Annotated in this window: 18 protein-coding genes and 1 rRNA gene; 14 read left to right on the plus strand and 5 right to left on the minus strand. The window is 46.2% G+C overall.

Annotation, left to right across the window (positions count from 1 at the left end; translation table 11 throughout):
* Positions 1-74 precede the first annotated feature (74 nt).
* Together AS151_RS08310 and AS151_RS08320 are read left to right on the plus strand one after the other, a co-directional pair.
* The gene (locus AS151_RS08310; protein WP_071516572.1) at positions 75-746 is read left to right on the plus strand and encodes a HEAT repeat domain-containing protein; all 672 of its coding nucleotides are present in this window, start codon (positions 75-77) and stop codon (positions 744-746) included.
* Between the two features lie 764 nt (positions 747-1,510).
* Complete coding sequence (locus tag AS151_RS08320) at positions 1,511-2,035, plus strand: phycobiliprotein lyase (RefSeq protein ID WP_071516574.1); 525 nt, start codon at positions 1,511-1,513, stop codon at positions 2,033-2,035.
* A gap of 56 nt (positions 2,036-2,091) precedes the next feature.
* On the opposite strand, the gene AS151_RS08325 is transcribed toward AS151_RS08320, so the two are convergent.
* Both AS151_RS08325 and AS151_RS08330 read right to left on the minus strand, forming a co-directional pair.
* Positions 2,092-2,619 (minus strand): hypothetical protein, encoded by a 528-nt coding sequence (locus tag AS151_RS08325; protein ID WP_343327424.1) that lies wholly within the window; start codon positions 2,617-2,619, stop codon positions 2,092-2,094.
* Positions 2,620-2,878: 259 nt separating this feature from the next.
* Positions 2,879-3,538 (minus strand): SDR family oxidoreductase, encoded by a 660-nt coding sequence (locus AS151_RS08330; RefSeq protein ID WP_071516576.1) that lies wholly within the window; start codon positions 3,536-3,538, stop codon positions 2,879-2,881.
* A 362-nt stretch (positions 3,539-3,900) separates the two neighbouring features.
* On the opposite strand from AS151_RS08330, the gene AS151_RS08335 reads away from it, so the two are divergent.
* Positions 3,901-4,635 carry an alpha/beta hydrolase gene (locus AS151_RS08335; RefSeq protein WP_071516604.1) on the plus strand — a complete coding sequence of 245 codons (735 nt, stop codon included), beginning with the start codon at positions 3,901-3,903 and terminating at the stop codon, positions 4,633-4,635.
* Here the strand turns inward: AS151_RS08335 and AS151_RS08340 are convergent.
* The gene (locus AS151_RS08340) at positions 4,632-5,009 is read right to left on the minus strand and encodes a DUF2237 domain-containing protein (RefSeq protein WP_071516577.1); all 378 of its coding nucleotides are present in this window, start codon (positions 5,007-5,009) and stop codon (positions 4,632-4,634) included. The genes AS151_RS08335 and AS151_RS08340 overlap by 4 nt on opposite strands.
* A 189-nt stretch (positions 5,010-5,198) precedes the next feature.
* Here AS151_RS08340 and AS151_RS08345 point away from each other — a divergent pair, with 189 nt between their 5' ends.
* Positions 5,199-6,224 (plus strand): TonB family protein, encoded by a 1,026-nt coding sequence (locus tag AS151_RS08345; protein WP_170861349.1) that lies wholly within the window; start codon positions 5,199-5,201, stop codon positions 6,222-6,224.
* On the opposite strand, the gene AS151_RS08350 is transcribed toward AS151_RS08345, so the two are convergent.
* On the minus strand, positions 6,213-7,937 hold the full coding sequence (locus tag AS151_RS08350) for an NFACT RNA binding domain-containing protein (RefSeq protein WP_071516579.1): 1,725 nt from the start codon (positions 7,935-7,937) through the stop codon (positions 6,213-6,215). The genes AS151_RS08345 and AS151_RS08350 overlap by 12 nt on opposite strands.
* Positions 7,938-8,162: 225 nt before the next feature.
* Between AS151_RS08350 and AS151_RS08355 the strand changes: the two genes are divergently transcribed.
* From AS151_RS08355 to cydB, 4 genes are all read left to right on the plus strand, one after another.
* Entirely contained in the window at positions 8,163-8,429 is a 267-nt protein-coding gene (locus AS151_RS08355) for a DUF370 domain-containing protein (RefSeq protein WP_071516580.1), read from the plus strand.
* Positions 8,430-8,527: 98 nt separating this feature from the next.
* Positions 8,528-9,103, plus strand: coding sequence for a guanylate kinase (gene gmk / locus AS151_RS08360; protein WP_071516581.1), 576 nt, complete (start codon positions 8,528-8,530; stop codon positions 9,101-9,103).
* 336 nt (positions 9,104-9,439) lie between these two features.
* Positions 9,440-10,879: a cytochrome ubiquinol oxidase subunit I gene (locus AS151_RS08365; protein ID WP_071516582.1), complete on the plus strand. Its 1,440-nt coding sequence runs from the start codon at positions 9,440-9,442 to the stop codon at positions 10,877-10,879.
* Positions 10,880-10,892: 13 nt separating this feature from the next.
* Entirely contained in the window at positions 10,893-11,912 is a 1,020-nt protein-coding gene (cydB, locus tag AS151_RS08370) for a cytochrome d ubiquinol oxidase subunit II (RefSeq protein ID WP_071516583.1), read from the plus strand.
* A gap of 214 nt (positions 11,913-12,126) precedes the next feature.
* On the opposite strand, the gene AS151_RS08375 is transcribed toward cydB, so the two are convergent.
* Positions 12,127-13,038, minus strand: a complete 912-nt coding sequence (locus AS151_RS08375) for a DMT family transporter (RefSeq protein ID WP_071516584.1) — start codon at positions 13,036-13,038, stop codon at positions 12,127-12,129.
* Between the two features lie 620 nt (positions 13,039-13,658).
* Here AS151_RS08375 and AS151_RS08385 point away from each other — a divergent pair.
* From AS151_RS08385 to AS151_RS08415, 6 genes are all read left to right on the plus strand, one after another.
* Positions 13,659-17,609, plus strand: coding sequence for a CHAT domain-containing protein (locus AS151_RS08385; RefSeq protein WP_071516586.1), 3,951 nt, complete (start codon positions 13,659-13,661; stop codon positions 17,607-17,609).
* 27 nt (positions 17,610-17,636) lie between these two features.
* Positions 17,637-17,984, plus strand: a complete 348-nt coding sequence (locus AS151_RS08390; protein WP_071516587.1) for a hypothetical protein — start codon at positions 17,637-17,639, stop codon at positions 17,982-17,984.
* Positions 17,984-19,573, plus strand: a complete 1,590-nt coding sequence (locus AS151_RS08395; RefSeq protein ID WP_071516588.1) for a hypothetical protein — start codon at positions 17,984-17,986, stop codon at positions 19,571-19,573. Before AS151_RS08390 ends, AS151_RS08395 begins: the two co-directional genes overlap by 1 nt.
* A gap of 384 nt (positions 19,574-19,957) precedes the next feature.
* Positions 19,958-21,946 (plus strand): hypothetical protein, encoded by a 1,989-nt coding sequence (locus tag AS151_RS08400; protein ID WP_071516589.1) that lies wholly within the window; start codon positions 19,958-19,960, stop codon positions 21,944-21,946.
* 7 nt (positions 21,947-21,953) lie between these two features.
* Positions 21,954-22,649, plus strand: a complete 696-nt coding sequence (locus AS151_RS08405; RefSeq protein ID WP_071516590.1) for an OmpA family protein — start codon at positions 21,954-21,956, stop codon at positions 22,647-22,649.
* A 969-nt stretch (positions 22,650-23,618) separates the two neighbouring features.
* Positions 23,619-23,689 (plus strand): 16S ribosomal RNA (locus tag AS151_RS08415); the annotation flags it as partial.

The raw sequence follows: 23,689 nt of genomic DNA on the forward strand, positions 1-23,689 counted from the left end.
TAGTTCAGGAAACTGGTTATAATGTAAAGAAACGTAAATGTAAAATTTTGTAACGTTCTTTGAGGACATTAGATATGCCAGTACGCGATTTAGAGCAAATTTCTACCCAACTAGAGAGTACTAATTCCAAGGACCGCATGTTGGCACTGGCTTCTTTGCGGGAAGTAGACGCCGAACAAGCAGTACCGCTGATCAAAAAAGTTTTAGCCGATGAAAACTTGCAAGTGCGCTCCATGGCTGTATTTGCTTTGGGTATCAAGCAAACCCCCGAGTGCTATCCGATCCTGATTAAACTGTTACAAGAAGACGAAGACTACAGTATCCGTGCTGATGCGGCTGGTGCTTTGGGATATCTGGAAGACGAACGGGCTTTTTCTATTTTGGTACGGAGCTTCTACGAAGATACCAGTTGGCTGGTCCGTTTTAGCGCTGCGGTGTCCTTGGGCAATTTAAAAGATTCCCGTGCTTATGAGGTGTTGGTAGAAGCCCTCGACAGCGAAGAAACAGTTTTGCAACAAGCAGCGATCGCGGCTCTAGGGGAAATCGAAGCGGTAGAAGCGGTCGATCGCATTTTGCACTTTTCCCAATCGGACGATTGGTTGGTCCGCCAACGGGTTATGGAAGCCTTGGGCAACCTTCCCTGTCAAAAGAGCCTTGCTGCCTTGGAATATTTCAGCGAAGACCCCACCCCACAGGTAGCCCAAGCAGCTACGTTAGGTTTGCAGCGACTGCGCGAATGCATATAAATTGACACTCCGCGCTCGTCGCAGATGCAGATTCTTCCTTCAACGATCCGTCTTGCGGCAACAGGCTTTCACCAGCTACCGTAGCGGACCAATCTCCGGAAGCGTTTCCTGCCTCACCGACAGAAGTTTCGGTGTGCCCCACCGTACTTAAAGCAAGTTCCAAAATATTAGGTGCCACATTTTCATCTCTATCCAACCAATATCCACAAGACGCAAAAATGGGTCCGTGTGGAAGGGAAGCAACGCGTTGCGCCCCTACTTGCGAACCATGGCACCGCAGCCGGAACAGTTTTGGGTGGTACCAGCGAGATGAACAGCAACAGTTATCCCCTGCTACTTGCTAGCAAACTGTTCTAGCCAGATGCGGAACTTGTCCCAAGCAGCATCGTCGATCGATTTTGCCCTTACAAGAGTTTTTCACGTCTGTTGCGAATCCTCAAATTTTCATAGGCGACCAAATCGTTAGATTGGATAACACTGTACCTGTTTTCCTCCCCCTTGGTGGGGAAGGCGACTAAAGTCGCCGTTCGTTGTTCCTCCCGGCGCTCAAGCGACAGGGCTTCCAAACGTATCGAGGATTTAGGTGAAGCCGGATAAGCATGCCCGGAAAATGGGATAGAGGCCGTTGTCCTGCGGCCAGTTAGGGATATCTAACAGGATACATGTCCACATTTTCCAAACTATTTTTATCTCGATCGCCTTTTAGAATCGGGAAAAAAGATGGAAAATAGATAGTCTGTAGCATTCCCGATAAAAAGAGATTGATGGATATTCAGGAGTTTTTGCAGTTGTGCGTTGGCAAATGGTTTGTCCAGCGCACCAGCCACCAACTACCTCCCCAAAAGCTAGCTTCCAGTCGTGGCGATTTCTGGATTGAGTGGCTCTCTCCAGAAGACGATCGCGTCAGTCAAATGTGCCAAAAGATGCAGTGCGATCCAACTGCGGCCTTGGGCGGTTTAAAAACATCTTGGGAGACGATCGTTCCTGGGGAAGTGGACAAGCAAAAAGGCTCTAGTGCGGTAGTTTTGCTCCCCGATAGCAGCAATTCCGCACAGGGAAACTTTATCCAACAGCTAGGAAAACCCGGTGCGTCGCCAGTGCAAGGTTCCTACTGCTTGCAAGGTACCAATGCCCTAACTTTAGAAACGGTTGCCGATGGGGGCTGGCGTAGCGAAGAACGCATTTGGTTTGCCAGCGACAATTTGCGCTTGCGTACTTCCACTGTCGATCGCGGCAATGGTGAAAAGGTGATGTCTTTCTACTCGGAAATTCGCATGGGCGGCGTTTGAACATGGCAGCGGATTGGCTTGCTAAGGCAAAAGTGTGCCTATCTGGCTGTAGGTTTTTAGCGATTTCGACCGTCTTGGTGGTTTTCCTCGCTTTCGGTTAAATGGCGCAAGCGATCGCAAAAAGAAGGATCGAGTTCCACTGGCTGAAACCTCTGGATGGGAGGTGCTGGTTTGGTGCGTTTCTCTGGGGCATTTTGGGGCTGGGCAGCCCCTTGGGGGGATGCGTCGAACGTGGGAGCTTGGGAAGCCGGCGCGGTTTTGGATTTGGGAAGGGAAGACTTGCTCGCTTGCCTACCCCATTGCCTGGGTAAAGACTGGACAATCAAGCGTTCAAAATCTGCCGTAAAATGCGATCGCGCCTGGGATAACCGCTGCCAAATCGCCAAAATTTGACTGACAGAAATCCCTTTATAACGACCTTGATACAACGCTTCAATTACCGCCAAACGCAGCCAATTGGATGGATAGGTTTGACGCCATTGTTCCACCAGTTCTTCAGCGGTATAGCCTTCCAAATCGAAGCTATAGTGGACCAGTAACGCCACCGCTTCGGCGATTTCCGAATCTTTTGCCGGTTGAGTCATTGGTAGCGAGCAAACATCGTACGCCTCAAATCCAAAAAACGGCGCGGGTGCCAAACACACCGCTTCTTCCGACCGTCGAGCATTGGTAGATGCTCCACATCCCCCCAATGGAAACCCAGCTGGAATCTCCTCTTTCTGATGCTTTGCTGCTGGCGATGGTGCCAGAGGCACCGTAGCTCTAGAACCATCGCCGGTAACGCCGTACACAACTACAGCGCTGCCAAGGTAGTGCCATTAAGAAGATAAAAAGCGTACGTGGCTACCACGGCAAAACTTCTCCATTGGCGTGCCAAAACGTACCTGTATTGCTCATATCAAGCTGGTCGATGCGTTCGATTAACCCTTTGGCTGCTTGCTCTGGAGGAATGCCGGTATAATCGGTCATTTTGGTACTGACCAAACCGGGGTGCAAAATCCCCACCGGAATTTGCCGAGATTTCAAATCTTCTGCTAAAGACTTGCCAGCCATACTGACAGCTGCCTTAGACATGCGATAGCCGTAGTATCCTCCGGAGGTATTATCGCCGATGGAGCCCATGCGACTGGTAATAATAACAATTTTAGAACCAGCATGCAGGCGATCGAGCAATGCTTTGGTGACCCGCAAGGTGCCCAGGGTATTGACTTCGTATTGCCGTCGCAGGCTGTCAAAATCTAAATTATCGAGGGAATTGATTTCCATCACGCCCGCATTATTAATCAAAATATCAATGGAAGTCCCTTCAAGGCGTTGCATCAGGGTTGCCACCGCATCGTCTTGGGTAATATCAATTCCCTTTTCAACGCGAACCCCGAGGCGATCCAAAGCATTGGACGAGTGGCGACAAACAGCAATGACATTTTCCCCTCGATTTTGTAATTGCTGGCACAACTGCGTCCCGATGCCACCGTTGGCTCCCGTGATTAGGTAGGTACTCAAGATTGTATCCTCCAATGTCACCTGCAACCTACAAATAGCATTTTGGCACTTTGTGGGGCATGGAGAGATACCGAGTGTGCACAAGGAAAGCCGTACCCCAGCCGCATCGCCTGTCCCTTCTTGGCCGAATTAAAAACAAAAATTTGCATTAAAATTCCCAAATTATTGAAAAAAAATCTCAACAAATGGCCAAATTTTTGGTATTCTGTAGCCACTTCGCTCGATCGATAGGGCGATGGTGCTAGCAACTCTCAGCTAGCCACCTCCCCGGTTTGGTTCTTGCCGAACCTGCAACCACGCGCGATGGGCGCAACTTGCTTAGCAAACCTGTATATCAACGAAAACCAGAAAAGGAAATCTGTATGCACGTACAACCAGACCTACTTTGGCTCAATGTCAGCCCCAGCTTGCAGTCTTTGCATCAACCCTTATTGCGAAAACTAGCCCGTTATTGCACAGTGGCGCAGTGGAAATACCAGCAAAATCCCGACGAACCCAGTTGTTTGGATATTCCGGTGACGCTGCTGCACGATTATTTAAAAACCAGCCACCGTCCGGTTCATTTGGCAGGACATGGTTTGGCAGGTTTGGTAGGATGGCTGTATGCCAAGCGACATCCGGAACGAGTGCGATCGCTGACCTTGCTAGCTGTGGGTGCGAATCTAGCGGTAGATTGGCAAGCACACTACTACGCCCAACGGCAACTTTTGCGCTGCAGCCGATCGCTTTTGCTGGCGCAGATGGCATATCATTTGTTTGGTTCGGAAAACCGGCGGCAAAATAAAGGTCTGTCGCAGATGTTGGAATGGGATCTGGATAACTCCCCTTCGCCACATTCGCTGCTGGGGCATTTTTCCCTATCTGCCGAAGCCATTCGGGTACCCTTGTTGGTTTGCGGCAGCGAAGACGACGTGGCGATCGATCCCTCTCACCTGCGACAGTGGCAGCAATTTATGAAACCCAGCGATCGCTTGTGGGTCAGTGCGGCAGGAAGGCACTTTTTCCACTATTTCTATCCCACTGATGTCACCCATCAGATGCTTGACTTTTGGCAAATGGCATCCCAGGTTGCCTTCGATCGCGCCGAAGCCTGCTAGCTACTTGGGAGTGCGTATCTTTTCAAATCCTCTAGGGCAACATATTCCATAGCACTGGCATGGGTAGCTTCCAAAACCACTGGTGGGGCTACCCCAGCCTCCAGAGCTTCCTGCCAACGAGAAGCACACAAACACCAGCGATCGCCGGGTTTCAAACCGGGAAAATCAAACATGGGGACCGGCGTACTCAGGTCGTTTCCCTGCTGTTTGGTATATTCCAAAAACGCCTCTGTTACTTGAGCGCAAACCACGTGAGCCCCAAAATCGCCAGCCCCCGTGTCGCAGCATCCATTGCGATAGAAACCGGTTGTGGGAGAGTTCGAGCAAACTTGCAGTTCTTCTCCTAGAACGTTACGCGCTTTGGTTGCGGTCATAATTTGATGAATTCCTGAATAGGTTTGCCAATAAAATTCTGTATGTCTATTAACTCTAACGAGCTACCTGTTTTCCGGCAAGGCAGTGGGTAGCCCCACCGAACGAAAACCTTTATTGTAGAGTTGACTGCTAGTGTGGGAACGAAGACAAAAGCTGGTGGAATGCCAAAACCAAGACAAGAAAAACCTTTGCTAGATTCAGATCGACAACTACTTTTGGGCAGCGCGATCGCTTCCGTGCTGTTCCATGGTATCGTGTTCGCCGTGGTAGCTGGGATGGAAATGCCCGCGCCGCCAAATCGAGAAAAAACTGAAAAATCCTTGCCTGCGATCGCTGTCAAAATCATAGAACCAACCCCCACTTCTACTGCCACAGAATCGCAACAAAATGCTTCCACCCAGCCAACCCAACCCACCAATTCTCCTTCTCCTTCCCCCGCTACCAACTCCCAGCCACAGGCATCGCCGCCACCAACAACCCAGCCTGCCAAGCAACCCACTCCTTTACCAACACCCACACCAACACCATCCCCGCGCGCCAAAGCCAACCCACAATCACCCACTTCCCCAACTAGAAATTCTGCTCAAGAATCCCCCCAACCTTCTCCAACCAATTCACCAAGCCAACCCCAACCAGAAACATCTCCCAAACCACCAAAAACAACCCCTTCTCCCACCATCCCCAGCAGCGAACAAAGACGGCAAGAGAAAGTAGAAAGATTGCTGCAAGATATTCGCAATTCCCAACAGGAGAACGCCCAAAAACCAAGCGACAATGGCAGCGAAGGTGAAAACCGGGAAAATTCTGCTTCCCCATCCCCAGCTACTGGGGAATCTACTGAAGAAACCACCACCGCTCAACGCAACGATATCCGCGAAACCAACCAATCTGCTCCAGCATCGCCGCCGACGCCAAAACCATCCCCATCCCCATCACCGCAACCGCAACCGCGCCAAAGCCAAGTAAACTGCGTTCGCTGCCCGCAACCTGCTTATCCCAAAGCAGCCGTGGAAGAACAAATTGAAGGCAGTACGCGCTTGCTGCTGGATATTGACCCCAACGGAAACGTCACCAACGTACGGGTAAGCCGTTCCAGCGGTAGTTCTTTACTTGACCACGCCGCCATGGAGGCGGCGTGGGGATATCAATTTAGCGCCTCGGAATATGGCTACCGCGGTCGTGGCGTCACCATTCATTTTCAGCTACGCCGATAAACGCCCGGGGCTGCCCCAAATGACCGTTTCGTTTTTGTAAATTACCATACCAGGTTGGGCACCTTTGGGTTTGTACACGTATTTGGGTTTGGTATAGACAACAGGAACGCGATCGCTGGTTTTCCCGCGACTAAAACGAGCAGCAACATCTGCAGCAAACTGCAAATCTGCTTCCGTGGCTACCGACCCCGGTGGCAAACGCAACAAAACGTGGCTGCCAGCAATTTCTTGGGCGTGAAACCACAAATCGTATTCGGTGGCCGTACGGAAACTGAGAATATCGTTTTGCCGGTTGTTGCGCCCTACCAAAACCTCAAACCCTCCCGGAGAACGAAACCGATCGAAACTTTCCGATTCCCCATCGCTCTTGCGTTGCGGTCGGTATTCCGGCGCTTGCATGTAGCCTTGCTGTACCAGTTCGTCGCGAATTTCCGCTAGGGTTTGCAAATCCTCTGGCTGTCGGTATTCCGGTAGCTGTGCCAAAGCATTTTCCACCTGTTCCAAATAACGCTTTTCTTGCTCGACTTGCGCCAGCAAAGGTGCCACCGCTTGCCGGGCACGTTTGAGTTTTTGATGTTTCTTGTATTTGGCTTGGGCGTTGCTGACACCATTTTTTTCTGGGTCTAGAGAAATGGTGACTGGGTTGCCGGTTTCAAAATCGGCAAGGGTAATTTGTTCCATCCCTGGTTCCATTTGGTAGAGATTGGCCATCAACAAATCCCCTTGCTGCTTGTAATTTTGAGCCTCTTCAGCTTGTTGCAAGCGTTCTTGAAAATTGTCGTATTTTTTCTGCTGTTTTTTCAGCAAGTTGTTGAGTTTTTGCTGCAGTTGGTGGCGCAGTTGCTTGAATTCGTGTTGGTTTTCTTCGTAGCTGTAGTAGCGATCGAGCAGTTCCTGAGTAGAAGCAGCGGCTTCCCCTTCTTCCCAGGGCATCACAGAATAGCCAGAAGGGATCCATTGCGGGAAAAAATCCCCTTTTTGCAATCTCTGCAACCATTCCTGCCACTTGGCAAATAATGCCTGCAATCCAGCCGCCGAAACTTCTGTGGTGTTTTGCTTGGGGTCAAGTTCGGCAGCACGAATCATGGTGTGGGCTAAACTGGGACTTAAGCCGCGGTAGCTTTTTAAAAGTTGCTTGCTCAGCTGACCGGGAATGAGACTTACCCGTTCCTGCCAGCGTTCAAAGGATTCTTGCAGGCTGGGGGTGGGATGGTTCATTGGTGGTGGGGGTTCGTAGGGTTCTCCAGTTTCCACCGGTCTGACAGAGGATTCGGCTTCGCTTACCTGATGGGCGGCGGTGACAATAATATTTTCCTGGTTGACTAAAATGGCGTTGCTGCGTTTGCCCATGACTTCGGCGTAAAGATGCCAAAGGATCTCTTCGCCGGGGCGGGTGGTAAATTGTAGGTCTAAAACCCGTTCCCAGGGGGCGATGGGGTGGATAGAAACCAAAGCCAGGCGGTGGAGTTGGTGGCGTAGCTGGTCGGAGAAGGTGAAGGTATCGGCGTTGCGCGGTGGGGGATTGCCAATGCAAACCCGAGCGGCTTGTGGATGCCAGGAGAGACACAACCATCCGACGCCGTTGATGGTACGCAGGCGCAAGAAAATCGTGTGGCGATCGCGTTGGTGTACTTGTTCGAGCCTGGCAGGAAGCCACTGTTGCTGGAGTTCTTGGCAAACGGCGATGAGGGTGGTGTAGTCAACTGGTTGCATGGCACTTGGGCGGGCAAACGAAAGAACAAAACAAATGGACGCTCTGCGATCGCAGCCGGGGGGCTGACGAACTTCGCTAGAAAAGTTAGCAAATGCTGAAAAAGTCTGAAAAAACCCTGAAATCTAGTATTCTACAAATTTTTCCCTTGTAAGCTCAATTTTTTCTATCTACCATTGAAATTAGATTTCCGATCGCTCCTCAGCTCTTTAGATTAGCGTTGCTTTATGGATATTCAGCTGATTAATATTGGGTTTGGCAACATTGTCTGTGCCAACCGCGTCGTTTCGATAGTATCTCCAGAATCTGCTCCGATTAAGCGTATCGTCAGCGATGCCAAGGAGCAGGGAAAACTGGTGGATGCTACTTACGGCAGGCGTACGCGGGCTGTGATTATTACCGATTCTGGCCATGTCATTCTATCGGCTATACAGCCAGAAACAGTTGCCCATCGCTTTGTGTTGGATAAAAACCACCATGCCAGCAAACACTAGCTTGCCTGGTGGGCATGCTTCCTCTCGGTGACAATTGCTTGTAACTCCCAATCGTAGGATGATGGAAGTGGAAAAAGCAAGAGAGGATTGCTAACAGCATGCCAACTGGAAAACTAATCGTACTCACCGGACCGAGTGGGGTGGGAAAGGGAACGCTGCTGCGATCGCTACTCCAACGCCATCGGGATTTGCGGGTTTCTACTTCTGTCACCACTCGGTCTCCCCGCCCGGGAGAAGTCGATGGACGCGATTATTATTTCGCTGACCGACAACAGTTTACTCGCATGGTTGCCGAAAATCAATTTCTGGAGTGGGCAGAATTTGCCGGCAATTGCTACGGAACACCCCGCCAGCCGGTGGAGGAAATGCTGCAATCTGGAAATTCGGTGATTTTGGAGATTGAACTGGAAGGAGCGCGGCAAATCCAGCAAAATTTCCCCGATGCGGTGCGTATTTTTATTTTGCCACCTTCTTGGGAAGCGTTGGAACAGCGTTTGCGCGGGCGCGGCCAGGATGACGACCGGGCGATTTCCCAGCGACTGGCACGGGCGAAGGAGGAAATTGCTGCCGCCCAGGAGTTTTCCTATCAAGTCACCAACGACAATTTGGAGCGTGCTGTCGCAGAAATTGAATCGATTTTAACAATGGCGAATTCAAATACAGCCCGTTCTTAAAATAGCGATCGCTTGCTGCTTTCCCCAGAAGCGATCGCTATTATTTTTTGGTTTTTTAATTCAAAGTTAACAAGTTCGTCTCTAGGGTCTCCCCAGATTTGAAGCAGCCGAAATCGGGGAATGAACTTTATTTTTCACGATCGGGTTTTATATCAGCAAATGCATAGCATAAATTCCAAGAATTGACGAATCTTTTGGCAAAATTTTACATTCAAACCTAGTTTGAGCCAGTTTATCCTAAGAACCTTAAATTTTTATCAAAAAAAATTACAGAATCGAAGATCCCATTTTATATTGGCACCTGTGTCAGTCTGAATTTTGTACCGGAGGCACACCATGGAATTTTTGTCCGATTCTGTCGTGCTGTCGCGCATTCTGTTTGCGCTGACCAGCATGTTCCACATGCTATGGCCGTTGCTGACCATCGGCATGTCCATTTATCTAATCGTCGTAGAAGCGATTTGGCTGCGCACGCGCGATAGCAAATACTACTACCACGCTCGTTTCTGGGCCAAACTCTACGTCCTCAACTTTGGGATTGGCGTTGCCAGCGGCGTTCCCATGGAATTTGAATTCGGCACCAACTGGGCACCTTTCTCCCGGGCTGTGGGCGACTTTTTTGGCAGCATCCTGGGATTTGAAGGTGCCATGGCCTTCATGTTGGAAGCTGGCTTTTTGGGAATCATGATTTTCGGCTGGAACCGGGTCAATCCCATCATTCACTTTTTCTCCACCATCATGGTTGCTTTTGGTGCCAACCTATCCACCTTTTGGATTATCAGTGCCAATTCGTGGATGCAAACCCCCGTGGGTGGAGAAATGTCCGATGGTAAATTCTTGGTCAACGATTACTTCCAAGCCATTTTTAACCCCTCCATGCTAGCCAGCGTCACTCACATGTCCTTAGGTGCTGTGGAAACCGCCTTGTTTGTCATTGGCGGCATTAGCGCCTGGTACATCATCAACCAACGCCACCAAGAATTCTTTGCGCGATCGCTTAAAATTGTCCTAGCCACCATTATCATCATCGCACCCCTGCAAATTTACGTAGGGCACGTCAGCGGCGAACAAGTACAGCACCACCAACCCTCCAAACTCGCCGCCATCGAATCCCTCTGGGAAACCATTCCCGCCGGCGAATCCGCAGACTGGAACCTGGTTGCCTGGCCAAATACAGCCGCCGAAACCAACGACTGGGAAGTCAAAGTTCCCAACGGCTTGGGATACATCCTAGAACTGCAACCCACCGTTTCCGAACCCATTCAAGGATTGCGCGAATGGAAACCAGAAGACAGACCCGGTATGGTGGCCTTGGTTTTCTACTCCTTCCGCATCATGGTCGGCATTGGCTTTATCTTCCTGGGATTGATGCTGTGGAGCCTATTGCAATGGATTCGCGGTCAGCTCGCTGATAGCAAAATCTCCCAGCAAAAATGGCTCATGCGCGCTTGGATATTTTCAGCACCGCTAGGTTACATCGCTGTCGAATCGGGTTGGATCGTACGTGAAGTCGGCAGACAGCCGTGGACCGTTTATGGCGAAATCCGTACCTCAGAAGCGGCCTCCAACCTACCTCCAACAGATGTACTGGCTTCTTTGGTTGGCTTTAGTACCGTTTATCTAGTTTTATTTGTATCAGCATTGTATTTTGGCAGCCGAATTTTACGCGAAGGTCCAAACTTCAACTTACCCATTCCCGGTGAAGAAAACCAAGAAACCATCAGCACCTCGCAAGCACAACATCGCCCCGATAGCCGTCCAGCTGAAAGCCGCTAGTTAGGAGGAAATCATGGAAACTGTAGAAACCTTCTTACCCCAAGTTTGGTTTGTGATTCTGGGTTTGTTTCTATTTATTTATATCGTTCTCGATGGGTTTGACCTAGGCGTTGGTATTCTCTCTTTAACCAGTTCCAGCGAACAGCGTCGCGGCATTCTTATGACCAGCTTGAGCAACGTTTGGGATGCCAACGAAACCTGGTTGGTGTTAATGGGAGGTGCCTTATTTGGCGCGTTTCCCCTTGCTTACGGAACGTTGCTCCATGCTTTGTACATTCCTATCATGCTCATGGTTTTCGGTTTAATTTTTCGCGCCGTTGCCTTTGAGTTTCGGGAACATTCCGACAACAAAGTTTTGTGGAATTTGGCATTTGCAGGTGGTAGTTTTTTAGCAGCTTTGGCGCAAGGATTTGCCCTCGGCGGTGTGGTTTCGGGAATCGCTGTAGATGCTGACGGCGACTTTATTGGCGGTTCTTGGGATTGGCTGAACTGGTATTCAGCATTGGTAGCCCTCACCGTCATTCAAGGGTATGTTTTAATTGGTTCTACCTATTTGGTTTTAAAAACTGAAGGTTCCCTACAGGAAAACCACTTCAAAACCGCCAAGCTGGCAGCTTGGACAACGGTCATTCCTGCGGTTATTGTTACGATAGTTACGCCGCTTTCCTACGAACATATTCTCCACCGTTGGTTCGACCAACCTTGGGTGTATGTTTCCATGCCAGTGCCGGTATTGGCTTTGATTGCTTTTTGGCAGTTGATGCGGAGTTTGAACCAACGCCGCGATGTGGCTCCTTTTGTGTGGACGATCGTAATTTTCTTGATTTCTTTCTTTGGGGTAACAATTAGTGTATTTCCCTACATTATTCCGCCGGAAATCACTATTTACGAAGCAGCGGCCTCTACCAGTGCGTTGGTATTTATGCTCATTTTCATTGGTTTTTTAATTCCGATTATGCTGTTTTACAATGTTTATCAATACGTGGTATTTCGGGGGAAAATCACCAGCAGCCAATACAGTGAAAATGCTTGAATTTCGATGAAGTCTATAAATGTCTCCCTTATTATGGGGGACTTCCGGGGATTCTGTTTGCAGAAAATTTTGTTAGGTATAAAATCAGAATCCCTCTTTTTTAGCTTCTCTTGAACCTACTGAAAGGGATTGGGTATGAAACGCGATCGCTTTCTTTTAATAGGAAGAAAGGATTTACAAAAAATACAATAGAAATTTCCTTTGAGTATATTGCTTATCTACCCAAGAATTTTCTCACAGGAAGCTGAACCAGCAAAACCCCAACTGTCACCACTACCAAACCCAAGATATCCGCAGGTTGGGGAATATCACCAAAAGCCATCCATGCCATGACCATTGTTACAGGCGGTCCTAAATAAAACAAACTTGCCACGCGGGTAGCGTCGAGGCGGGAAAGCAGCAGCCACATAAAGGCGTAGGATGCCAGGGAAACCCCAAGAATTAACCAGCTTAATGTAGCCACCAGGGGAAGGTTCCACTGAATGGCTAAATTTTCCACGGTGATGGCAGGAATTGCCAAAACCACGGTGGTGGCGAAGCTTTGGAAAAAGAGGGTTTCGGCGAGGCTGGGGGAAGGATGGTGTTGGGAGGAAGTTTCCCGCCGCCGCTGCAGCAAACTGGCGATGGTGATGGCAACCACAGAACCAAAGGGGATGAAGTAGGCAAATGCAGAAGCTTCGCTGTTGAGTTGGATGCGGGTTCCCACTGCGATCGCTACACCCAAAAATCCTACAATTAATCCTAGCCACTGGGATACGCTGGTCTTTTCTCCGACAACCAAACCCGACAAAGCACCAGTGACCAAAGGTTGCAATGCCACTACCAACGCAACAATGCCAGCGGGAACATCTCGTTCCAGGGCCAGCAAGGCACAGCTCAACCAGACTCCGTGTGCTAAAATTCCCACTAAGGAAGTATGAGCGAGGGTGTTGGTATCGTACCAAACCCACTTTCGACCTATGGTGAGATAGGTAAAGAGCAACAAGCTGAGAACGGTATACCGCCAAAACAGCAAGGTGAAGGTTCCAGTGTAGGGTAAGCCATATTCGGCACCGATAAAACCGGAGTTCCAAAGCAGAACGAATGCGATCGCGTAGCTAATGGTGGAATGTGCTATTGTTCTCATAGATTATATTTGGATGGCAGCGATCGCGGTTGGAAATTATCTCTGGTTTTTGGCAGGATGGGAGAATAGCGATCGCGTTTTTAGCAAAAACAGCCAAACTATCATAGCAGACTCTGGATTGGGTTCGGAGTTTTATAGAACATATTTTCTAAAATTTTCCAATATTGAGGGATTTACCTGGCGATGCTGTCAAGTTTTCTTGATTTGTAATGTTGGAAGTGTTGGAAACCGTTCATAACTTACGTAAATTTACAAATGCTTTTTAGTATTCTGAAAAAAAAAAATACGGTTTTGAGCGTTATACCATTTCCTTGATAATCTGCAAGAGATAATAGAGGCATTTTTGTAGGGGCGCTTCGCGAAGCGCCCCTACCAGGGCAATTAGGAAATTCCAGACAATCATTGTTTTTCAGAAATGGTATTACTAAATGTTATTTTTAAAACAAAATCCGCCAAGTATATTTGAAAGCGATCGTGTAGACCAAGCCCAATCTACTACAATAGTACTTTGTTTCTTGGTTTCTATTCTTGAAATTTTCTTAATGTCAGTAGAATGTTTTTCTTAAATCGTGTTAGTTTAACGGTATTGACATCCATCGAACTTCAAAGGCTACGGAAAAATGGACCAAAGCCGGAAGCAAGCATATACTCAGCTAATTCAGAAACTGCTAGCGTGTTCTGAAAACGAATTATCCGAACTTTTGGAAGGCAACCAAGAATTACTAGATGATGGTTTCGTGCAGGCAATGCAGCGAGAAAAATCGCAGTTATCAGAGGCGGGAGAGGAAGACGCAGCAAATTTTTTGCAGCAGCTAGCTGAAGCCATGGCAGCGCAGTTAGGTATTTTAGCAACGTCAGCCAATTACCAAGACTATCGAGAATTGCTTCAAGCTTTGTTTGAGGCAGAAGATGAAGATAATTCGCAACGGGTGAACGAACTGCTGGCAAAGAATCAATCTTTATTAAACCAACAGTTTGCAAAAATTATGATAGAAGTAGCTGATGAGTTAATCGAAAATAATCCACCGGAAGCGAAAAATACGATTATTTCTTTGGTGGAATATTTAAGCATTTCTATTCACCAGTTTTCTCAAGGGAAGATTTATAACAATCAAGAAATTGCTCTTGCTGGTTATAACTGGCTTTTGTTACATCAAATTGAGAATTCTGAACGATGGGCACGAACTCAAAATAATTTAGGTGCAATTTATTCAGAACGTATTATTGGCGAACGCGCATACAATTTAGAAAAAGCAATTTTTTGCTACCAAAGTGCTATTAACAGTTATTCGGACAATGAAGTTTCTCAAAGTTGGGCTATAGCTCAATACAATTTAGGTCTAACCTATCAAAAACGTATTCAAGGGAATCGCAAAACCAATTCAGAAACAGCAATCGTTTGTTACAAAAACGCTCTAAAGTTTTACAATCAAGATAATTTTCCTCAGAACTGGGCGATTGTTCAAAACAATCTAGGTCTTATTTATAAAGAACGCATCGAAGGAAATCGTGTTGAAAATCTAGAAAAGGCAATTGCTTGCTATCAAAATGCTCTAAAAGTTTGTACAAAAAATAATTTTCCTCAAGATTGGGCAGATACTCAATCCAATTTAGGCGATGCTTATAAAGAACGTATCGAAGGAAATTGCGCTAAAAATCTAGAGAAGGCATTTTCCTGCTACCAAAACGCTCTGACAATTTACTCCGAGCAAAAATATCCTTATAAGTGGGTACAACTCCAAAATAAATTAGGAGTTTTCTATTGGAATCAAGCTTCTAGTCAATATCCCGAAAATTTAGAAAAAGCAATTATTTGCCATGGAAACGCTTTAAAGATATGCGAACAGCACAATTTCTCAATAGAATGGGCGAAAAACTATCTTAATTTAGGCAATGCATATTTATATCGTTGGCAGGGAAATCGTTCTGAAAATTTAGAAAAATCGATTGATTCTTATAACAATGCTCTAATAGTTTATAAAAAAGCTACTTTTGCTGAGGATTGGGCAATGGTCCAAAACAATTTAGGAAATGCCTATCGATTACGTATCTGTGGAGATCGTTCTGAAAATTTAGAGAAGGCAATTTTTGTCTACAATCGCTCTCTCCAAGTACGCACAAAAAAAGATTATCCTCAATATTGGGCAGGTACGAATAATAATTTAGGAAATGTTTATCAGGAACGTATCGAAGGCGATCGCAAAGATAATTTAGAAAAAGCTATTGAATACTATAAAAATGCCTTAACTATATATACTAAAGAGAATTTCCCGCAAGAATGGGCAAGCGTACAAAATAATTTAGGAAGTGCTTATCAAGAACGTATTTGTGGTAAGCGTTCTGAAAATTTAGAAAAAGCAATTGTAGCTTATCGAAAATCTTTAGAAGTTCGTACTAAGGAAAAATACCCTCAAGATTGGGTAGTTACATTAAACAATCTAGGAATCGTTTATCAAGAACGTATTAAAGGCGATCGCGAAAATAATCTGGAAACGGCTATTCAAGTTTATACTAATGCATTACAAGTATGCAATGAAGAAACTTTTCCAGAAGAATGGGCAACTATACAAAATAATTTAGGTTCTGTTTATCATCGCGGTATCCAAGGTCAAAGAGCAGAAAATTTAGAAAAAGCAATTGAAATTTATCAAAAGGCATTAAAAGTTCGACAAAAAGAAAGTTTGCCTCAATATTGGGCAACCACGCAAAATAATTTAGGTTTTATTTTTCAGGAGCGTATTTACGGAAACAAAGACAGAAATATTAATAAAGCTATAGAGTATTACAACAACAGTCTTCAAATTTATACTTCAACAGCTTTTCCGTTAGAATGTCTAAAAACTTCTAATAATTTAGGAAGTCTTGCTTTTAAAAATAAAGATTGGCAATTAGCTATTGACAGTTATACCCGTGCCATCAGTGTAGTTCAATTAACTCGTAGCTGGGCACTAACAGACGAACGCCGCCAGCAAATTTTAGAAGAATCTATTGGAATTTATCATAACTTAGTACAAGCCTACCTCAATACTAACCAGTTACAGAAAGCTTGGGAAACCGTGGAAAGCAGCAAAACTCGAAATTTGGTGGAAAGCTTCGCCAACCGCGATTTGCAGCCCAAAGGCAAAGTTCCTTCTCCACTTTTGGAAAGACTGGGTAAATTGCGACGGCGTTTACCTTCTTTGCAACGAGAATTGCAACTTGCCAGTAGCCAAGAATCTCGTTACAGCCAACTGCCATTGGAACAGCGACAGCAATGGCAACAAGACATACAACAGCAAATCCAACAGACGCAACAAGAATTTGAAGAGGTTTTAGACCAAATCCAACCCTACGATGCAAGCTTCCGTCTAACCCAGGAAGTGCCATCGATGGCTTTTAAAAAAATTCAACAAGTTATTAACCAGCATACAGCACTAATTGAATGGTATATAACAGAACAACGTATTATTGCTTTTGTCGTTACCCACCAAAATGCCCAGCCTTTCGTTTGGCAATCGAGTAAAAATGAACAAAAAGCCTTAGTGGATCGAATTAATGATTACTTAAACGGCTACTATCAAGAAAATCAACGCTTACAATGGCAACAGCAACTACCAAATAATTTCAAGCAACTTGCAGAAATCCTCCACATTGACGAACTACTTGCCCAAATTCCCCCAGAATGCGACCAATTAATTTTGGTTCCCCATTGGTTTCTCCACCTGTTTCCCCTTCACGCCTTATCGGGTAGCCGCCAAATAGCCACTGGCGAAGGAGAAACCGTAGAACCCATTAGCGGCTATTTGTTGGATTTATTTCCTGGTGGTGTTCGCTATGCCCCTAGTTGCCAATTGTTGCAACTTGCACAGCAGCAACAACGCCCCCAACCCCAACGACTATTTGCTGTGGAAAATCCCACTGAGGATTTGAATTACACCGATTTGGAAATCAAAGCCATTACTTCTTTCTTTCCAGAGTTTCAACCAGAAATCCTCAACCGTCAAAACGCCACAGAAACCAGTGTCAAAACCCATCCTGCCTTATCCAACGCTAACTGTACCCATTTTTCCTGCCACGGAACATTTAATCCCCTTGTATCTTTAGAATCGGGATTGTTGTTATCTTCCGAAACCGAGGGTGAAGAAGATGGTATTTTGACTTTAGCCGAAATTTTTGCCCTCAATTTGACCAACTGCCGCCTGGTTAGCCTCTCTGCCTGCGAAACGGGTATGGTAGATCCTTATAATACCAGCGACGAATATATTGGTTTGCCCAGCGGCTTTCTATTTGCAGGTAGCCCCAGCGTTGTTGCCAGTTTGTGGTCTGTCAGACAATGTTCCACAGCTTTTCTGATGGCAGAATTTTACCGCCGCTACAAGCAAGAAAACTTGCCAGTTGCCGTTGCCCTCAATCAAGCCCAAATGTGGCTGCGGGATGCCACTACCCAACAACTACAGGATTGGATCGAACAATTTTCCCTCTCGCCAACTCAACAAGATTTGGTTGAAGAATCTCTAGAAGAGTGCCCTCCCCACCAAAAACCTTTTCAACATCCTTACTACTGGGCAGCTTTTTGTGCCGTTGGTCAATAAAATAGGTAGATAAAGGAGTTAACAAAGATGTCTCGTGCCGAACAAAACCTACAAACTTGGTTGTATTTGCTCGAAAATGAATTGGTAACAATTCCCGATCGCGACAGCTTGCTAGAACAAATCGAAGCGGCGACAGATACGCCCGAACAACTTTCCGATGCCTTGATTTTGTGGTGTCGGGAACATCCGGAAGTTCGCCAACAGTTGAAACAAACTCGCAAGCAGTTATTTGGCGACAGCGACGCGGAAAAAGCCCCAGGCAGCCAAAAAGGCAAAGTTCCCCCGGTTGATGCGGAACTATCCAAACAAAATATTAGCAATGCCATCCGCAACAGCCATTCCCAAAAATCTCCTCCATCCCAGGGTCAATCGTAATGTCACTACCCAAACTCGCCCATCCCAAACTCACCTTATTTGCGTTCCACCTGCGGAATAGCTTGGAAACTGGATTTGAACAAACCGACCCGCAAAGCGATCGCTTGTGGCAACAGTGTGAGGAAATTGGCGCAAAGCTCAACATCCCCACCTTACAAAAATCCTTACGCGATCGCTTGACAGCCTCCTGGAAAGGCGACATTGGCTTACCTCCCGACAACACCCACAGCCGCTATCTGGAACTCCTCCCCGATACCCAACTTTTAGACTTTACCGCCACGCCCACCGACGATTCCCCAGAACTCAGCGGCGAAATCTATCCCCTGCAAATTCACGATACCTTCGCCATCGACCTCACCCTACGATACGCCAACGCCGAAATCGATATTGCCCAACTCAGTCAACTCAACCCCGACGCTTGTTTGCTACCAGAATCCGTTCAAGGCTCCCTGGGTGAAACCTTGCTGCTGTTTGCCAAACCCATCGGCGATGTTAGCAATTTAGAAACGACAGCCCAACATTGCCTGCAAGCCATCTTACCAGAAACTACCTATCAATCCCTCCCCAACATACCTTTTCAGAAAGGTCAATTCCTGGGAAGCCCCATTTTTGCTTACGAAAACGGTACTACAGACCCCCAAAAACGCTTGCAAATTTGGATTTGGTTTCATTTATCCAACAAAACCGAAAAAGCAGAAGCAGAAGGAACTTACTACCATTCCCTGTTTTTGTTGCTATCAGCTCGAAATAAAATTCTATTTGCCTTCCATCAAGCCAGAAACACTTATTCCCAACTGCGGGAACAATACGCCCAACTAGAATCTGAAATTTATATTCTCTCCGATTTGCCCGGCGATCGCAAAACCAGACTGAACGAGTTAAAACAAAAACTCCTCAATCTATCGCCGCAAGCCTTCCAATACGCCCAAAAACTGCGAAATTTAGAAGACCATAAAAATACAATTACCATCAACACCCAAAATTACGACACCTACCTCCAAAAAATCAAAAACTGCGCTTTCCCATCCGATGATTTGAACTTTCTCGAAGAATTTCTCCAAGAAGACTGCCAACGCTACCAAAGCCAAATCCAAGCCGATATCAACTACCTGCTTCCCGGTCAAACTTTGCTCGACCAAACCATAGCCTCCATTCGCGGTATTATCGACATCGACCAAGTAGAAAGCGATCGCGATTTCCAAAAACAACTACAAGAACAAGAACAACAACAGCAGCAAGCGTGGCGAGAAGAAGACGAAAAACAAGAAAAACGCCAACGCAAACTAGAGCGATTTATCACCTTCTTCGGCACTGGCTTAGCAGTTAGCGGCATTTCCTCGCAAATTTCTCCCCAACTCGTCACTCAAACCTTAGCTCAAAAAGATATTCCCATCCCTCGTTTTTGCCAAGACCAACAACTTTTGGGTTGGGGATGCGACATGGTAGGTCATATTCTTCTTGGGATTGCCATTGCCATACCAGTTCTCATTTTCGTCTGGATAGTTGCCCGGATGTTGGCTTGGTTGGCTATTCGCAAATTGCACCCAAATTCCCCAACCTCGGAATCTCAATCTCCCGATGACGAATAACTTTATTTATCCAAAAAAGCTTTATCTACAGTCTATTTCACTTGAAAAGAAGTAGGGGCGCAACGCGTGAGCGCCCCTACCAGTCGCGAAGCGCCCCTACCAGGGAAATTGGAAAATTCCAGAAAATCATTTTTATTCAGAAATGGTATAAACTCCCACTACAAACCAACAAAGTTTAGGAAAATTTACAAAATAACCGTAAAATTCGCCTTTTGAACGATCGCGATCGCTGCTTACAATATAAAATTACCGTTTATAAACAAAATTATACAATACAGTCAAGTTCTTGGCAAAAGCGATCGCGCCAATATCCCTTGCTTGTTCCTGCGATTCGCCCAAGAACTGCTTTCAGCGTAGCATCTACCCCAGGAGAAACGAGAAATCATGAACCCACAAGTCTCGCCATCCTTACCAGAAAGCAATCTTTTTAACAGATTCATCCAAATTTTACCAGACAGCAACGGTTTTATTTGGCTAATTCTGATAGCCGCCACCCTAGCCGTCGCTGGAGAAATTTATGCCATCTACCACTACCGACAAAAACAATGTTCCCCACCCGCCGCTGCCATTCAATATCTCAAACAATATCGGCAATTTCCCGAAAATGGCATCCAACTCAACGAAACCATGCGGGGATGGTTTTGGCGACATTTCGACGGCGAAATTCGCGGGGATTTGTTTTTCCCAAAAGAAGCCAACCATCGTTTTGTCATGCTGGCTTTTCCTAATATTTTAACCAAAAATATCCCTCGCAGTCCAGTTTATTTTGCCCCGACATTGCTAACTGCTTTGGGCGTTTTGGGAACCTTTACCGGAATTTACAAAGGATTGGTAGGCGTTGGTTTGGATAAAATCGATACCTCCAATCATTTGGTTATTGCCAGCACGGAATTATTGGCGGGAATGAAAGTTGCTTTTTCCTCCTCTTTGTGGGGATTGGGAACGGCTATTTGTTTGATGTTGGTTTTGGCAGTTGGAGAGCGATCGCGAAAAGCCTATCGCGATCGTTTGCGCCGGGAATTACAAAAACGAACCATTCTAGAAACACCTACCAAAATTCTATCAAACTTGGATACCAATTCCAACCAAGAAATCACTTCCCAACTCCAACAAGTTGCCCAGCATTTGGCTGGTTTGCAAACCTTCAATCCAGAAGCTATTGGCAAAGCCGTTGCCATATCCATGCGATCGGAGTTAGAAATTACTGCTGGCGCGATCGCGCAACAAACCGCCCAACAATTGTATCCCAAATTTCAACAAATTTCCGATGAATTAATCGCCAGCCGCCCAGAACCTCTCCAACCCATTCTCGTTTCCATTTCCGAAGAACTATCCACCATTCGTTCCCAACAAGAACAACAAACCCAAGCCGTCGATTATCTCATCCAAAAACTGCGCCAAGAAATCATAGAACCGGTCATTCAACGCCTTGAGGAAAGCACAAAATTAACCAAAGAAGCTTCCCAATCTGTTAAAGAACTGAAAGATTCCCTAGGCAGTATTACTGAAAATCTATCAGAAGCGATCGTAACTATTCAAACCTTCCAAAACCAAACCCTCGTCGAACTGCAAGAATTTGCCCGCAATTTAGAAAAAATTCTCAACCAACAAACCCAAGAACAACAAGAAATGCTCTCCGACTTGACCAAACACACCGAACTCATTCTCGAAGACGCCAATCAAGCATTTTCTTCCCAATCCGAACAACTAGAAACCATTGGCAACCAAGCTTCTCAAATCATAGAACGTGCTTCCACTAACCTACAGTCAACCCTAGGAAATATCGACGACCAACTCCAAAAAACGCGCCATACCGTACAAACAGAATTAGACAAATTCCGCCAAGCCTATCAAACTTCCCTCATCCAATTTTTTGAAGACCAAAACAATCTTCTCGAAAGCACTCTAGGTAAACAAAAAGAAGGTTTACAACAAGTCGTTCAACAACTGCAACAAATTTTGATTGACGACACGCCTGCCATGAAAGAAGCGATCGAACAAAGCATGAATTCCATTCAAAACACAGCTGAATCCGTTTATAAATTAGAATCGAAAACCGGTTCTACCTCTGCAGAACGCCTACAAGAATTACAAAAAATCGTTCGCGAAATGGGAAACGAAGCCCAAAAAATAGAACGCGCCTATCAAGACTTAGCCAATCAATTTTATCAAGCCCTTCAAGCCAGTAACGAACACTTCTGGGAATATTTAGAACAAGTCAATGCCACCTGTACCAACAATATCCAAGAAGTAGACCGGAGTACCACTGATTTCTGCAACCAACTCCACGAAACTTCCTATGGTTTAATCAATGCAGCCAATCGTTTGGTTGCTGCTGCCGACCAATTGAGCGATCGCGACAATAGGAGCTAGTAAAGCAATGAACGATCTATTTGAAAGCGAAATCAACGACGAAATTATCGAAGAACAGGATACCGGCATTTGGTTATCAATTGGGGATTTAATGTCGGGATTGTTAATGTTTTTCGCCCTACTATTTGTTACCGCCATGGTCCAAGTAAGGGAAACCCAAGAAGAACTCCAAAAATCCCAAAAAGAACTGCAAAAATACCAAGAAGCCTTTAACAACTTACCTCTGGTAATCCTCAATACTTTCCAACAAGAACTGCCCCCAGGAACAGAAGTCAAAGTCGATCCCAAAACAGGAGATGTGAATATTCCTACAGCCGTCTTATTCGACCAAAACAGCGCCGAACTCAACCCCCAAGGAAAGAAATTTCTGCAACAGCTCATTCCCGTTTACAGTCGAATCATCTTTTCCCGAGAAGAATTCCAAGATGCTGTTCGACACGTTATTGTTGAAGGTCACACCAGTTCCGAAGGAGAACAAGATTTCAACTTAAGGTTAAGCTTGCAGCGAGCAGCCGCCGTTACTGACTACATATCATCGGAGTTGGAATTTGCTACCAAGTCGCAATTCCAGCAAAAATTGCTAGCGGCAGGGAGAGGAGAACAAGACGCAGACCCCAAAACCGACAATCCCAACGACCGCAAGGTGGTGTTTCGCTTTCAACTGCGGCGTGTCAACCTACAGAATTTTTTGACGACTCCCTAAATCTCTCTTCTCCCGGGAACCAGTGATTGTAGAGATAGATATTGCTCTTTACTACAGATATTTCCCTGAAGGCTTCCCCCCCTTGCTCCATTTCAGCTCTGCCATCCATCACGCTGCGATCGTAGAATCGTAATGTCTAGTATATTTCGTAGGGGTAGCGCCCCTGTGCCTGTCCCTAGGCTCTCTAGCTTCCAAAATATATTAGGAGAAGGTTTCCTATTCATGGCTTCGTTGCTTCACCCGGTCAGATAAAGCTGATAGCCAGTAATAGAGCTATACCAACGACAACTAGAAGACAATTCCCCAGCAAAAGTCAATCAGAAACGATAACTCGAAAGTATTTATGCTAGCAGACCGTTGTCCACAAAATCCAGCTTGTAGCTGTTGGTAGCGAGCCATATCGAACTCGATTGGTGGTTCTCACAGCCAAACCTCGATCAACTCGTCCCATCTCTTCCCAGAAATGATCCAATGGCTGCCACTTCTATCAAAAGATGTTCCCTTCCCCCTGATTAAAGCAACTTCTGGAGAAATCCTGAATCGAGAGGTGACTAGCAGGCAGAAAAGGCTTATCTCCATCCAAATTTCCCTTGACATATCGTTTGTCGAGACATCCTTCGCATCCTTCCCATGCCAAAAACCTACCTCAACGAAAAAAAAACTTAAACGCCAGACCCCCTACAAAAAGGGGAGTTTGGCGTTCCTTCCCCTCCTTTTCTCGAAAAAATCGAAAAAAAATGGGGAAAAAGACTTGACACCCCCTAGTGGAATTGTTAAATTGGTTAAGCGCTGGATAAAGGAAAGCCCACCGGGCACCGGAAACCAGCCCCGAACCTAGACAAAAACATATAGCTTGAAAGAGACCACCCCAAAAGTCAAGGAACTTTGAGGGAGCTAATTTGAACCTTCCTTTGGGGAGGGGAAAAAGCTTCTAAGAGAAAAGAGAGCTAGAGAAAAAACTTTCTATACACCACGGAGAGTTTGATCCTGGCTCAGGATGAACGCTGGCGGTCGGCTTAACACATGCAAGTCGAACGGGT

The sequence above is a fragment of the Geitlerinema sp. PCC 9228 genome (assembly GCF_001870905.1).
GTDB lineage: Bacteria > Cyanobacteriota > Cyanobacteriia > Cyanobacteriales > PCC-9228 > PCC-9228.

Coding starts and splice junctions, on each gene's coding strand:
- AS151_RS08310 (WP_071516572.1), top strand. CDS start 75: ATGCCAGTACGCGATTTAGAGCAAATTTCTACCCAACTAGAGAGTACT.
- AS151_RS08320 (WP_071516574.1), top strand. CDS start 1,511: ATGGATATTCAGGAGTTTTTGCAGTTGTGCGTTGGCAAATGGTTTGTC.
- AS151_RS08325 (WP_343327424.1), bottom strand. CDS start 2,619: ATGACTCAACCGGCAAAAGATTCGGAAATCGCCGAAGCGGTGGCGTTA.
- AS151_RS08335 (WP_071516604.1), top strand. CDS start 3,901: ATGCACGTACAACCAGACCTACTTTGGCTCAATGTCAGCCCCAGCTTG.
- AS151_RS08340 (WP_071516577.1), bottom strand. CDS start 5,009: ATGACCGCAACCAAAGCGCGTAACGTTCTAGGAGAAGAACTGCAAGTT.
- AS151_RS08350 (WP_071516579.1), bottom strand. CDS start 7,937: ATGCAACCAGTTGACTACACCACCCTCATCGCCGTTTGCCAAGAACTC.
- AS151_RS08355 (WP_071516580.1), top strand. CDS start 8,163: ATGGATATTCAGCTGATTAATATTGGGTTTGGCAACATTGTCTGTGCC.
- gmk (WP_071516581.1), top strand. CDS start 8,528: ATGCCAACTGGAAAACTAATCGTACTCACCGGACCGAGTGGGGTGGGA.
- AS151_RS08365 (WP_071516582.1), top strand. CDS start 9,440: ATGGAATTTTTGTCCGATTCTGTCGTGCTGTCGCGCATTCTGTTTGCG.
- cydB (WP_071516583.1), top strand. CDS start 10,893: ATGGAAACTGTAGAAACCTTCTTACCCCAAGTTTGGTTTGTGATTCTG.
- AS151_RS08375 (WP_071516584.1), bottom strand. CDS start 13,038: ATGAGAACAATAGCACATTCCACCATTAGCTACGCGATCGCATTCGTT.
- AS151_RS08385 (WP_071516586.1), top strand. CDS start 13,659: ATGGACCAAAGCCGGAAGCAAGCATATACTCAGCTAATTCAGAAACTG.
- AS151_RS08390 (WP_071516587.1), top strand. CDS start 17,637: ATGTCTCGTGCCGAACAAAACCTACAAACTTGGTTGTATTTGCTCGAA.
- AS151_RS08395 (WP_071516588.1), top strand. CDS start 17,984: ATGTCACTACCCAAACTCGCCCATCCCAAACTCACCTTATTTGCGTTC.
- AS151_RS08400 (WP_071516589.1), top strand. CDS start 19,958: ATGAACCCACAAGTCTCGCCATCCTTACCAGAAAGCAATCTTTTTAAC.
- AS151_RS08405 (WP_071516590.1), top strand. CDS start 21,954: ATGAACGATCTATTTGAAAGCGAAATCAACGACGAAATTATCGAAGAA.